Below are 13,377 nucleotides of genomic sequence, written 5' to 3' on the forward strand. Positions count from 1 at the left end.
TAATAAAATAAATAATTACTTAATCCCTACCCTTTAACTTAAATAAAGCCGTTCAATCATTTAAAAGCTCATTTCATCAAGGGTCAGTTGAATTGGTTTATCAAATCATATCTTTAACTTGTTTAATAGGAAAAAAGATCTGAGAAATTCTATTTGCATCTTCAACTTGATTGGGTATAGTCTAACACATTTATAAAAATCAACAGACTACTTACTCTGCATTAAGATACGCCAAATTTTTTGCGTTCGTTAAATCTTGTATAGTTAAGCAGTTACAACAACAGGAAGTCAGCTATGTACACAGGACCGAACTATCAACTCGGTGAAACTTATGACATGTTGCGCGACAGTGTCTACCAATTTGCTCGTGCTGAAATTGCTCCACTTGCTGCTCAAATTGACGAAAACAATACTTTTCCCAATCATTTATGGCGAAAATTAGGTGACATGGGATTATTAGGAATTACTGCCAGTGAAGAATATGGTGGTGCCAATATGGGATATCTTGCACATGTCATCGCAATGGAAGAAATTTCTAGGGCATCTGCCTCCATAGGCCTGAGTTACGGTGCCCACTCTAATTTATGCGTTAACCAAATCAATTTAAATGGTAATCATTCGCAAAAACAAAAATATCTGCCTAAACTTATTAGTGGAGAATATGTTGGTGCTCTGGCTATGAGTGAATCCAACTCAGGTTCCGATGTAGTCAGTATGCAATTACATGCTCGTCCAGCAGGCGATAGATATATTCTCAACGGCACCAAAATGTGGATCACCAATGGGCCTGACGCCGATGTTCTGGTTGTTTATGCCAAAACAGACAAGCAGGCTGCGAGCAAAGGAATCACTGCCTTTCTGATTGAAAAAGGAATGCCTGGATTTAAAACAGCTCAAAAACTCGACAAGCTAGGAATGCGCGGCTCAAATACCTGTGAATTGGTATTTGAACAATGTGAAGTCCCTGCGGAACAAGTTTTGGGTGAAGTGAATCAAGGTGTTAAAGTATTAATGAGTGGACTTGATTATGAGCGCACTATTTTGGCCGCAGGCCCAGTAGGGATCATGCAGGCCTGCATGGATGTTGTTTTACCTTATGTACATGAACGCAAACAATTTGAACAACCAATAGGTGAATTTCAATTCATCCAAGGAAAATTAGCAGATATGTACACCGACCTAGGCGCCTCAAGAGCATATTTATATGCAATTGCTCGTGCTTGTGATCAAGGTAATGTTAGTCGCAAAGATGCTGCAAGCGTGATTTTATATACGGCTGAAAAAGCAACGCAAATGGCATTACAAGCAATTCAAATCCTTGGTGGTAATGGATATATCAATGAGTATCCTACAGGACGTCTACTGCGTGATGCAAAATTGTATGAAATAGGGGCTGGTACTTCTGAAATCAGAAGAATGCTTATTGGACGAGAACTTTTTAAAGAAACAGCATAAGGAAGAATGAAAATGGAACAGAATGACATAGTAATCGTTGCAGCAAGAAGAACGCCTATGGGGGCCATGTTAGGCAATTTATCAGGTCTTTCAGCTCCAGAGTTGGGAGCAATTGCACATGTGGCAGCCCTATCTCAAGCAGGAATTAGCCCAGCTGAAATAGATGAAGTAATTAGTGGTTGTGTTTTACAAGCTGGAATTGGTCAAGCTCCCGCACGGCAAGCTGCAATTAAAGCTGGATTACCAAATTCCTCAGGAGCAACCACAATTAACAAAATGTGTGGCTCAGGAATGAAAGCAGTAATGCTCGCTCATGACTTAATCCGCGCAGGCACTGCAAATATTATTCTTGCAAGTGGTATGGAAAGTATGAGTAATGCGCCTTATCTCTTGAGTAAAGCACGTTCAGGATACAGATTAGGACATGGTGAATTAAAAGATCACATGTTCCTCGATGGATTAGAAGATGCCTATGATAGAGGAAAATTAATGGGTGTTTTTGCAGAAGCAACTGCCAGTCATTTTAATTTTAGCAGAGAGCAACAAGATGAATTTGCTACTCGCTCTATGAGTAAAGCGTTGCAGGCAATAGAAAGTGGTGCCTTTAAGGAAGAGATCGTTCCCGTAACTATTAATACTCGTAAGGGTGACATTACAGTATCTGTAGATGAAGGTCCTGATGCGACAAAAATGTCTAAGATACCTCAATTAAAACCTGCTTTTAAATCAGATGGAACCGTTACTGCAGCCAATTCAAGCTCCATTTCTGATGGTGCAGCAAGTCTAATTTTAATGAGTGCTGGACAAGCAGAAAAGCGCGGGATCAAACCCATTGCCCGCATCGTTGCGCATGCCAGCCATTCACAAGCACCTGAGTGGTTTACCACAGCTCCTGTAGATGCGATCCGCAAAGTGATGAATAAAGCGTCCTGGAAACAAAATGATGTAGATCTTTATGAAATAAATGAAGCATTTGCAGTGGTAACAATGGCAGCTATGACACAACTTGAATTAAACCCAGAACAAGTTAATATTCATGGCGGAGCTTGTGCCCTGGGCCACCCTATCGGTGCATCCGGCGCACGTATTTTAGTAACGCTAATCCACGCATTAAAGCATCAAGGAAAAAAACGTGGTGTCGCTTCATTATGTATTGGTGGTGGTGAAGCAACTGCAATGGCAATTGAATTAATTTAAAACGAAACATCCCCTATCTCTCTATGGGATGGGGGATCTTTAATAAAAAGGATGTTCATGCTACGACACAGTCTTATCTATCTGTTAATGAGTATTTTAGTAGTGCTATTCGCTAAATATGCTCACCTCATTATTGTCTATATTGATGTATTCTTTACTTATATTAATTTGAAATTAACCCCTATATTCAGCCAAACGGGCTGGGGACTGGTGATTCGCAAAATTCTCGTTCTTGTTCTATTGCCTCTAATAATTACCGCCATTCCTGCGCTTGCTTATAGGCTTATAAAAGGTGGGGATATGCCTCACTTTATTGCGATTACCTGGATTATTTGGACAATTATCGTTTTAAGCGATATTTTGGTACGATGAGGATAGGCATGGCAAAGTTAATCAGTCAAATCAATACAAGCAGTCAAGAATTCAAAGCAAATCAAGCGGCCATGCAAGCCTTAGTAGATGAGTTACACAATCGAATTCAACACATCGCTTTAGGCGGTGACGAAAAAGCACGAGCTCGCCATTTAAAACATGGTAAATTATTACCAAGAGAACGGTTACAACAACTACTTGATCCGGGAAGTCCTTTTCTTGAGCTTTCCCAGCTTGCAGCGTATCAAGTTTATGATGATGTGGTTCCCGCTGCAGGAATTATCACAGGAGTTGGCTGGGTTTCAGGCATTGAATGTGTCATTGTGGTCAATGATGCCACGGTAAAGGGCGGCACTTATTATCCATTAACAGTAAAAAAACACTTAAGAGCCCAAGAGATTGCTCTCGCAAATCATCTACCCTGCATTTACCTGGTTGATTCAGGAGGAGCTTACCTTCCCCATCAGGATGAAGTATTTCCTGATCGTGATCATTTTGGACGGATATTTTTCAATCAGGCACAAATGTCTGCGCAAAATATTCCCCAAATTGCAGTAGTAATGGGTTCTTGTACTGCGGGAGGTGCGTATGTCCCTGCTATGGCTGATGAATCGATTATGGTGAAAAATCAAGCTACGATTTTTCTGGGCGGACCACCTCTTGTCAAAGCAGCGACAGGCGAAGTTATCAGTGCTGAAGAGTTAGGTGGTGCAGAAGTCCATTGCAGGCACTCAGGCGTAGCAGATCACTATGCGGAACATGATGCTCATGCGCTTCATCTGGCACGCGTTGCTATTAGTCATTTAAACCGTAAAAAACCACAACAATTGAAGCGTATTGAAACGGTAGAACCACTTTATGACAGTAAGGAGCTTAACGGCATCATACCTACTGATCCTAGAAAACCTTTTGATATTCGTGAAATTATTGCTCGAATTATTGATGGTTCCGAGTTTGATGAATTTAAAGCGCTTTTTGGTACAACCTTAGTTTGCGGCTTCGCACATTTATATGGTTATCCTATAGGAATAATTGCGAATAACGGTATTTTATTTAGTGAAAGTGCATTGAAAGGAACTCACTTTATAGAGCTTTGTTGCCAACGTAACATTCCTTTACTCTTTCTACAAAACATTACTGGTTTTATGGTTGGCTCTAAATATGAAGCCTCGGGTATTGCAAAACATGGTGCCAAAATGGTGACTGCAGTGGCCAATGCCAATGTTCCAAAATTTACTGTAATCGTTGGCGGTAGCTTTGGAGCGGGCAATTATGCCATGTGTGGACGCGCTTATAATCCTAATTTTATGTGGTCTTGGCCTAACTCACGTATTTCAGTAATGGGTGGAGAACAAGCTGCTAATGTTTTAGCTCAAGTGAATCGCGACAAATTGGCAAAACTAGGGAGCGATTGGCCTCTAGCAGAGGAAGAGCGTTTTAAAGAAAAATTGCGTTCTCAATATGAGATGCAAGGAAATCCTTATTATGCCAGTGCCCGATTGTGGGATGATGGAGTCATTGCGCCACAAGATACACGCAAAGTATTAGGTTTAGGTTTATCAGCAGCATTAAATAATCCTATCGAGCCAACACGCTTTGGCGTATTTCGCATGTAAGGAGCATACTCGTGAGCGACTTGTTGTACGAAATTCATGAACGCTTATGTTTACTCACTCTAAATCGTGTGAGTAAACATAATGCTTTTGATAATCAACTTTTAAGTGAAATGCAACATCAACTTGATGCAGCAATTGTCAATTCTAACGTCCGAGTCATAGTCCTTAAAGCAAATGGAAAACATTTTTCTGCAGGCGCTGATTTAGGCTGGATGCAAAACATGGCACATTATAATGAAGAAGAAAATCTAAAAGACGCCATGGTACTTGGTAATCTAATGTACACTTTAAATCAAAGCCCTAAACCCACTTTAGCCATGGTCCATGGCTCAGCTTTTGGTGGTGGTGCGGGACTTGCTGCAGCATGTGACATTACTATTGCATCTCAATCAGCACGTTTTTGTTTTTCAGAAGTGAAATTGGGCCTTATACCCGCAGTGATTAGTCCTTATGTAGTTCAAGCCATTGGTGAGCGCAGCGCTAAAGCCTTGTTCATGAGCGCTGAAATTTTTGATGCAACTAAAGCCTTGTCCTTACAGTTAGTACAACATTGTGTTCCTGAGGAAAATTTGTTGGAATTCACGCTTAATTATGCAAAACAAATCAGCAATAATGCGCCTGAAGCAGTTAAAGCATCCAAACAGCTAGCAAGTTACGTATCAAATAAAAAAATAAATGAAGAACTTGTTTATTACACAGCTTCTTTAATTGCTCAAAAAAGAGTATCTACTGAGGGACAACAAGGGCTTAATGCTTTTTTAAAGAAAGAAACACCCAATTGGAGCTAGACATCTTGAGTCCTTGGTAGTTTAGTAGTGTAGCCTAGATGCAGCACCCAGGCTACAAAGCGTTCAAACTACGTTAGATAATGAATGAAAGCTTATGAAAGTTAAATTAATGAGGCACTAATGTTTAATAAAATTCTTATTGCCAACCGCGGTGAAATTGCGTGCAGAATCATCAAAACTGCACGTTCTATGGGCATCCACTCAGTGGCTATTTATTCCTCGGTTGATAAAGACAGTTTGCATGTACGCACTGCCGACAGTGCATATTTTGTGGGTGACGCGCCTGCTAAAGACAGCTATCTCAATATCGCAAATATTATTCATGTTGCCAAGGAATCTGGTGCACAAGCCATTCATCCTGGTTATGGATTTTTATCTGAAAATCCTGAGTTTGCTAAAGCATGTAAGGAAGCGGGTATTATTTTTATTGGCCCTTCTGTTGAGGCAATGGAAGCAATGGCATCCAAACAATTAGCCAAACAATTACTTGAACGAACTCAAGTCCCTTTAACCCCGGGCTATCATGGCAGCGAACAGGCTGAAGACAAATTGCTGGTTGAAGCAAAAAAAATAGGGTTTCCTGTCTTAATTAAAGCAGCAAATGGGGGTGGCGGTAAAGGAATGCGGGCTGTTCACCACGAATCAGAGTTCAGTGCTGCTTTAGCTGGAGCAAAACGAGAGTCCATGGCAAGTTTTGCCGATGACACCATGATTTTAGAAAAACTGGTACTTAATCCTCGACATGTTGAATTACAAATCATGGCCGACAATCATGGCAATGTAGTTCATATATTCGAGCGTGATTGCTCCATTCAACGTCGACACCAAAAAATTATTGAAGAAGCCCCTGCACCCAATTTGTCTGCATCATTACGTAAAAAACTTGCTGAGGCGGCTTGTGAAGTAGCGCGTTCTATTAAATACAGTGGCGCAGGTACGGTTGAATTTTTAGTAGATAGTTCAGAACAATTCTATTTTATGGAAATGAATACCCGCTTACAGGTAGAACATCCAGTAACTGAAATGATTACTGGGCTTGATTTGGTCGCCTGGCAATTAAAAATTGCTGCGAATGAACCCTTGCCTTTGTCACAAGATAAAATTCAAGCACAGGGTCATGCAATAGAATGCCGCATCTATGCCGAAGACCCTCATCACGATTTCATTCCCTCAATAGGACAAATCCACTTTTTACAAGAATCATCAGGCGATGGCATACGCATTGATACTGGAGTACAAATCTCCTCACAAATTACCATGTATTATGACCCAATGATCGCCAAGCTTATTGTGTGGGGAGCTGATCGTGATGAAGCATTATCCAGATTAGTACAGGCTCTATCTCAGTATTTTATTGGTGGAGTAAAAACGAACATTCCGTTTTTACAAGCTATTTGCCAACACCCCAAATTCAAACAGGCAGAACTTAGTACTGATTTTTTAACTAAAGAAGAAATAAAACTCCCAATACCCGACATAGAAACTGCCCTACTCATGGCTGTTAGCTTTGATTATTTGCACAATGTGAATTCGTTACAAGATCCCTTACTGCAAGAAGTCTTTTCTTGGCAATCTCAACTATCAAGTCATTGGATATGGCGCTATAAAGATAAGGGTGAGTTGATTGAAACTTTTATCACTCCAATCAATAAAAATCAGTTTAAAGTGCACTTCAAAACACAAGAGCATCTAATCCAGGCGCATTTAGTGGGCAATAAACTTCGTATTGAAACTGGAATTCAAAATATTCACGCTACAATTGAAAATAAAAAACAATCTCTAACCTTGTATACGAGTCAAGGGCAAATTACTATTGAACGGTTTAATTGGGAAACACTAGGGGCGCAAACTACTGCTCATAAAGGGCAGCTTACTGCACCCATGCCAGCTACTGTAGTCGCCATTTTAAAAAATATTGGTGAAAAAGTGAAAGCTGGTGAACGCTTGATTGTATTAGAAGCAATGAAAATGGAACATACTATTCATGCCCCCACTGATGGCATTTTACTGGATATATTCTATGCTGTAGGAGCTCAAGTGAATGAAGGAGAGGAATTACTGTCATTAAGTGAAGCAGATTCTTAAATTCGGTTTGATCATTAGTATCAAGCTGGCAGAAGCCAAAGTAACCCGGGTTCGCGTGTCATTACAGTTCCTCCGCCAGCACGTATGACCACCTTGGGAATATTAAAAGAGATAATTATGGACTATCCGCAAAATGTAACCATTATAGAAGTAGGCCCTCGAGATGGGTTGCAAAATGAATCTTCTTTTGTGTCGAGCAAACACAAAATTGAATTAATCAATTTGTTAAGTGAATCCGGCCTACAATATATCGAAGTGACCAGTTTTGTCTCTGCAAAGGCAATTCCACAGTTGGCGGACCACAATGAAGTATTCCGTGCTGTAAACAAAATTCCATCTCTGCACTATTCGGCGCTGGTTCCTAATGAACAGGGAATGCTCAAAGCACTAGAAGCAGGGGTTAAAGAAATTGCAGTATTTACCGCAGCAAGCGAACAATTTAATCAACGAAACATTAATTGTTCGATCGAAGAGAGTATTGCTCGTTTTAAACCCGTCCTCGCTTTAGCCAAGGAAAATCACATCAGAGTCCGAGGCTATATTTCCTGTGTTCTTGGTTGTCCTTATGAAGGAAGTGTAGCTCCCGAAAAAGTAGTTGAGGTAACTCAACGATTGTTAGACTTGGATGTGGATGAAATCTCATTCGGAGATACAATTGGTGTCGGAACGCCACATCAAACCCATCTCTTGCTCGAACAAGTGCTAAAACTAATACCACAGCACCAATTAGCAATGCATTTTCATGACACTTATGGGCAAGCTATAGCTAATATTTATACTTCTTTACAACATGGGGTCCACCGCTTTGATAGCTCCGTTGCTGGGCTAGGCGGTTGTCCTTATGCTCGCGGAGCAAGCGGCAATGTAGCCACGGAAGACGTTCTATACTTAATGCATGGTTTAGGAATTAACACTGGGGTGGATATATTTAAAATTGTTGCTGCTGGCGACATGATCTGTAAGATTTTAGGACGTAAAAATCAATCTAAGGTCGCAAATGCAATGTTAGCAAATCCCTGTACTTAATACATTATCCAAGTTACCACTCACTTCGCTCAGGCAAGCTAAATTATGTAAAGTTTGGTTGGTATGAGGTGAAAGAATTAACATACAATCGTTTCGATAATTAAGAGAGAATGAAACATGAATGAAGCCGTATGGAAGCCCAAGCACCCTAAAGACACTAGGATGTGGCAATTTATGGAATTCGCAGCCAAAAAAAACGCCCAGATTTTTGAAAATTATCACGATATGCATACCTGGTCCACGAAACACCCAGACTCATTTTGGCCAACACTTTGCGATTTTTTTCATGTTCAGTTTGATACGGCACCCTACCAGATCTTGAATCATAATAAGAATGATCAGATGTTGAATTCGCATTGGTTCGCTGGAGCTCAATTTAATTTTGCTGAAAAACTTTTATCACGTAATGAGAAACATCCAGCTTTAATTAGTCTTAATGAAGATAACTACAAACAAGAGATTAGCTTTGAGCAACTCAATACACTGGTTGCACAATGCGCAGCAGGTTTGAAAGCGGTTGGAGTTACAGTAGGTGATAGAGTAGCTGCTTTAATGCCCAATACTTCGCAGACAATTATTGCGATGCTTGCTACTACCTCATTAGGAGCAATCTGGTCTTCTTGCTCACCTGATTTTGGTGCACAAGCTGCAATTGATCGATTGGGTCAAATTGAGCCTAAGATATTATTTATTTGTGATGGACATCAATATCAAGGTAAAAAACACAGTGGGATGGAAAAAATCAAACAACTAAACGATGCCATTCCTTCACTCAAGCAAATCGTCATTTGCCCCAATATAAATGAACCTATAGATATTTCTGCGTTGCCCAAGGCACAATATTGGAATGATTTTCTTCGTCCAGCAAGTCGTTGTGAATTTGTTTCTTTACCTTTCGAACATCCAGTTTATATTATGTTCTCATCAGGAACGACGGGGAAACCTAAATGTATTATCCATGGAGCAGGCGGAACCTTATTGCAGCACATCAAAGAATTAGGGTTGCATACTGATTTGCGCCCTAACGACAACCTATGCTTTTATACTACTTGCGGCTGGATGATGTGGAACTGGACCGTATCTGCACTGGCCTTAGGGACAACGCTCACATTATATGAAGGCTCGCCAACCTACCCAGAAAATAATCGTTTATTTAAGCTCATTGCTGAAGAGCAAGTGACTGTTTTTGGTACCAGCGCCAAATTCATCTCTTCTGTAGAAAAAGCAGGAGTAAAACCCAAAGATGAATTTAACTTAAGCCATTTGCGCTGTATCCTCTCAACAGGATCACCGCTTCTACCCAAAAACTATGATTACGTTTATGAGCAAATTAAAAATGATGTACAGCTTTGTTCTATTTCAGGTGGCACAGATATCGTTTCTTGCTTTGCCTTAGGTAATCCAATACTCCCAATCTACAGAGGTGAATTACAATGTTTGGGGCTCGGTATGGCTGTTGAAGTTTATAATGAGCAAGGTCAGACTGTTCGAGAAGAGCGAGGGGAATTAGTTTGTACCGCACCCTTTCCATCCATGCCTGTGGGTTTTTGGAATGATCCTGACAGAACAGCTTACCAACGTGCTTACTTTGAGCGTTTTCCTGGAATATGGGCTCATGGTGATTTTGCAGAAATTACAGCTCATAATGGATTGATTATTTATGGACGATCCGATGCTGTTTTAAATCCTGGCGGAGTGCGTATTGGTACTGCTGAAATTTACCGACAAGTAGAAAAAATTGATGAAGTTATAGATAGCATTGTGATTGGTCAAGATTGGCAAGATGATGTACGTGTTGTTCTATTTGTTAAATTACGGGACAATGTGGAACTCACAGAAGAATTAATGAGTAAAATTCGTTTAACGATTCGTCAGAATGCTTCACCAAGGCACGTACCAGCAAAAATATTGCAAGTAGCAGATATCCCACGCACGATTAGCGGCAAAATTGTTGAAATAGCTGTGAGACAAGTTGTTCATGGTTTACCTGTGAATAATTTACAATCTCTGGCAAATCCGCAAGCCCTAGATTATTTTAAAAATCGCGAAGAACTACAAAAATAAAAGGTATTTTGGATGCGCTATAGCCTGGGTGCAACGCAGTGGAACCCAGGCTATTTGAATCACTTAAAATAATTCCCTAAGTCACATTAAAATCAGGAGCTCTACGTTGTTTATGCTCACAATTTGTGTATAATACCGCAATGGCGTCGATTTGAAGTTCAGCTTGCGGACGCTCAAAAAAGAGTTCTTTTTTGAAAATACGGCTAAAGCGGATATGTTTGCATCCCTCTAAGTCTTCCGCCCGCAGCATAATCTCAGGTTATAATAAATGATTGAATTAAGTGGATTATCCAAATCCTTTTCGGGTAAACCTGTCCTGCGAGACATTAATCTATTTATCCAAGAAGGTGAAATTTTCGGAATCATTGGTAAAAGTGGTGCAGGAAAATCAACCCTATTAAGATGTATTAATCTTCTAGAGCGACCAGATGAAGGTCATGTCATCCTCGATGGCCAAGATTTGACAAGTCTTTCGAGAAAGAGTTTAGCTTTAGCTCGCCACAAAATGGCCATGATTTTTCAACAATTCAATTTACTTAACTCCAAAAACGTTTATGACAATATTGCGCTTCCTATGCGCATTCAGGGCATAGACGAAGAATCCATTCGTAATAAAATTGAAGAACTACTACCAGTTGTCGAGTTAACCGATAAAAAAATGGCCTATCCCGCCCAGCTGAGTGGCGGTCAAAAGCAAAGGGTTGCTATTGCCCGTGCATTAAGTTGCTCACCCAAAATTCTGCTTTGTGACGAAGCGACCTCAGCATTGGATCCAGAAACAACAGACTCCATTTTAGCATTACTTAAAAAAATTAATGCGCTTTATGGCATCACTATAGTGCTCATTACCCATGAAATGGATGTAGTGAAACGTATTTGTAACCGTTTAGCAGTGATGGTGGATGGCGAACTGGCTGAAACTACTGCCCTAGCGAATGTATTTAATAACAAAGACAGCTTAGCACGAAGTATGCTTTACGCCCAGTTGAGTCCACAATTGCCAGAGTGTCTCACCAAAAGACTCGCAGACTATGTGACCGAGAAACCCTTACTGCGCCTATTTTTCCAAGGGGAAGAAGCAACAGTACCTTTTATTAGTCGAACAAGTCGTGAGTTAAATTTAGATATTAACATCTTACTCGCCAATATAGATCGTTATGATACAGTAACCTGTGGCGTTTTAGTTGTAGAATTAACTGCACATCAATTTTTACTGGAAGCATTCATCGAACGCTGTGAACAAGCCAAATTAACTGTGGAGGTTTTAGGTTATGTCCTTCCCAATGGCATATGATTTATTCATTGCAACAACTGAAACATTATATATGGTATCAATCAGTACCTTATTTGCTGTAGTACTCGGCTTACCTTTAGGAACCTGGCTCTACTCATCCAATCATATTAAGCCAATGCCTAAGGTGCATAAAGCATTATCAGGCCTGATTAATATGGCGCGATCTATACCATTTATTATTTTGTTGGTAGCGATCATTCCATTCACTCGCCTCATAGTAGGTACATCAATCGGAATCAATGCGGCAATAGTACCTCTTACTCTCGGTGCAACACCCTTTTTTGCAAGACTTGTAGATAATGTTTATCGAAGTTTACCCTCAGGTCTTATCGAAACAGGTTATGCAATGGGTGCAAACACCAGACAGATTATTTTGCATATATTGTTGCCAGAGGCCAAACCTGCATTAATACATGCCATTACTGTGACCGCCATTACTTTAGTTAATTATTCAGCAATGGCAGGAACCGTCGGCGCTGGAGGTTTAGGTACTTTAGCCATTAACTACGGTTATCAACGTTTTGATGCTGGAGTCATGCTCTCTACAGTAATCATTTTGATTATAATGGTCCAACTGACTCAAATGGTTGGAGATTATCTAGCGAAGCGTTTTTTACATAATTGATCTAAATCACTTTTTTGGAGTTTTTAAATGCGGATTTTAGCTTATTGCGTTTTATTATTAAGTCTTGTTGCATGCAACAAACCTTCACCCAATTCATTGGTAATAGGAACCATTGCCGGGCCCGAAACTGAACTGGTTGAAACAGCACAAGAAGTGGCAAAAAATAAGTATGGCTTAAATATAAAAATTGTAACGTTCAATGATTACAATTTACCTAATGAAGCATTACAAGACGGTAGCCTAGATGCTAACGTCTACCAACATCTGCCTTATCTTAATGCAGCAGTTAAAGCTCATGGCTATACCCTCGAAGCGATAGGTAGAACTTTTGTTTATCCAATGGGAATTTATTCTAAAAAATATAAAACATTAAGCCAATTGCCAGAGAAAGCGATCATCGCCCTACCAAATGATCCAAGCAATGAAATGCGAGCCTTACAATTATTGGAAAAAGCACAGCTAATTACATTGAAAACGACTCAGAATGCTGGCTTAAAAGATATCGCAACAAATCCACACAATCTGCAGTTCAAAGAGATGGATGCAGCACAATTACCTAGAGTTTTACCTGATGTAGACGCAGCGGTTATTAATACCACTTTTGCCTTACCTGCGGGTTTGAATCCCTCTCATGATGCTTTATTTAGTGAGGACAAGGATTCACCTTATGCCAATATAATTGTTATTCGCAATGACTCGCCCAAAAAAGCACAATTGGAGCTTTTTGTTAAAGCATTAAACTCCGAGGAAGTTAAAGAAAAAGCTAAAACTTTATTTGGAGATTCAGCGATTCCTGCTTGGTAGAATTGCTTGGTTCCATGCAGCGAAGTCCGAAAGTCTAGAAAAAATAACTCA

11 protein-coding genes are annotated in these 13,377 nt (G+C 40.1%); all 11 read left to right on the forward strand.

The features are described 5' to 3' along the window. Positions 1–294 precede the first annotated feature (294 nt). The 11 genes from ACWTEW_RS18755 (at position 295) to ACWTEW_RS18805 (ending at position 13,326) form a co-directional block, all read left to right on the forward strand. Positions 295–1,455 carry an isovaleryl-CoA dehydrogenase gene (locus ACWTEW_RS18755; protein WP_454783172.1) on the forward strand — a complete coding sequence of 387 codons (1,161 nt, stop codon included), beginning with the start codon at positions 295–297 and terminating at the stop codon, positions 1,453–1,455. A gap of 12 nt (positions 1,456–1,467) precedes the next feature. Continuing rightward, the gene (locus ACWTEW_RS18760; protein ID WP_454783173.1) at positions 1,468–2,652 is read left to right on the forward strand and encodes an acetyl-CoA C-acyltransferase; all 1,185 of its coding nucleotides are present in this window, start codon (positions 1,468–1,470) and stop codon (positions 2,650–2,652) included. 57 nt (positions 2,653–2,709) lie between these two features. Continuing rightward, a complete protein-coding gene (locus ACWTEW_RS18765) occupies positions 2,710–3,024 on the forward strand; it encodes a hypothetical protein (protein WP_454783174.1) in 315 nt (104 codons plus the stop codon). A gap of 8 nt (positions 3,025–3,032) precedes the next feature. Continuing rightward, positions 3,033–4,640 (forward strand): carboxyl transferase domain-containing protein, encoded by a 1,608-nt coding sequence (locus ACWTEW_RS18770; RefSeq protein WP_454783175.1) that lies wholly within the window; start codon positions 3,033–3,035, stop codon positions 4,638–4,640. Positions 4,641–4,651: 11 nt separating this feature from the next. Beyond that, positions 4,652–5,428 (forward strand): enoyl-CoA hydratase-related protein, encoded by a 777-nt coding sequence (locus ACWTEW_RS18775; protein ID WP_454783176.1) that lies wholly within the window; start codon positions 4,652–4,654, stop codon positions 5,426–5,428. A gap of 120 nt (positions 5,429–5,548) precedes the next feature. Next, positions 5,549–7,513 (forward strand): acetyl/propionyl/methylcrotonyl-CoA carboxylase subunit alpha, encoded by a 1,965-nt coding sequence (locus ACWTEW_RS18780; RefSeq protein WP_454783177.1) that lies wholly within the window; start codon positions 5,549–5,551, stop codon positions 7,511–7,513. A gap of 117 nt (positions 7,514–7,630) precedes the next feature. Further along, positions 7,631–8,539, forward strand: coding sequence for a hydroxymethylglutaryl-CoA lyase (locus ACWTEW_RS18785; protein WP_454783178.1), 909 nt, complete (start codon positions 7,631–7,633; stop codon positions 8,537–8,539). A 117-nt stretch (positions 8,540–8,656) separates the two neighbouring features. Continuing rightward, positions 8,657–10,603 carry an acetoacetate--CoA ligase gene (locus tag ACWTEW_RS18790; protein ID WP_454783179.1) on the forward strand — a complete coding sequence of 649 codons (1,947 nt, stop codon included), beginning with the start codon at positions 8,657–8,659 and terminating at the stop codon, positions 10,601–10,603. Positions 10,604–10,871: 268 nt separating this feature from the next. Further along, positions 10,872–11,897 (forward strand): methionine ABC transporter ATP-binding protein, encoded by a 1,026-nt coding sequence (locus ACWTEW_RS18795; protein ID WP_454783180.1) that lies wholly within the window; start codon positions 10,872–10,874, stop codon positions 11,895–11,897. Beyond that, entirely contained in the window at positions 11,875–12,522 is a 648-nt protein-coding gene (locus tag ACWTEW_RS18800) for a methionine ABC transporter permease (RefSeq protein ID WP_454783181.1), read from the forward strand. Before ACWTEW_RS18795 ends, ACWTEW_RS18800 begins: the two co-directional genes overlap by 23 nt. Before the next feature lie 27 nt (positions 12,523–12,549). Further along, complete coding sequence (locus tag ACWTEW_RS18805) at positions 12,550–13,326, forward strand: MetQ/NlpA family ABC transporter substrate-binding protein (RefSeq protein ID WP_454783182.1); 777 nt, start codon at positions 12,550–12,552, stop codon at positions 13,324–13,326. The last annotated feature ends 51 nt before the right edge of the window (positions 13,327–13,377 follow it).

Source organism: Legionella stuttgartensis (assembly GCF_977063405.2).

Excerpts from the sequence above, each read along its gene's own strand:
- ACWTEW_RS18755 (WP_454783172.1), top strand. The coding sequence starts at position 295 with ATGTACACAGGACCGAACTATCAACTCGGTGAAACTTATGACATGTTG.
- ACWTEW_RS18760 (WP_454783173.1), top strand. The coding sequence starts at position 1,468 with ATGGAACAGAATGACATAGTAATCGTTGCAGCAAGAAGAACGCCTATG.
- ACWTEW_RS18765 (WP_454783174.1), top strand. The coding sequence starts at position 2,710 with ATGCTACGACACAGTCTTATCTATCTGTTAATGAGTATTTTAGTAGTG.
- ACWTEW_RS18770 (WP_454783175.1), top strand. The coding sequence starts at position 3,033 with ATGGCAAAGTTAATCAGTCAAATCAATACAAGCAGTCAAGAATTCAAA.
- ACWTEW_RS18780 (WP_454783177.1), top strand. The coding sequence starts at position 5,549 with ATGTTTAATAAAATTCTTATTGCCAACCGCGGTGAAATTGCGTGCAGA.
- ACWTEW_RS18785 (WP_454783178.1), top strand. The coding sequence starts at position 7,631 with ATGGACTATCCGCAAAATGTAACCATTATAGAAGTAGGCCCTCGAGAT.
- ACWTEW_RS18790 (WP_454783179.1), top strand. The coding sequence starts at position 8,657 with ATGAATGAAGCCGTATGGAAGCCCAAGCACCCTAAAGACACTAGGATG.
- ACWTEW_RS18795 (WP_454783180.1), top strand. The coding sequence starts at position 10,872 with ATGATTGAATTAAGTGGATTATCCAAATCCTTTTCGGGTAAACCTGTC.
- ACWTEW_RS18800 (WP_454783181.1), top strand. The coding sequence starts at position 11,875 with ATGTCCTTCCCAATGGCATATGATTTATTCATTGCAACAACTGAAACA.
- ACWTEW_RS18805 (WP_454783182.1), top strand. The coding sequence starts at position 12,550 with ATGCGGATTTTAGCTTATTGCGTTTTATTATTAAGTCTTGTTGCATGC.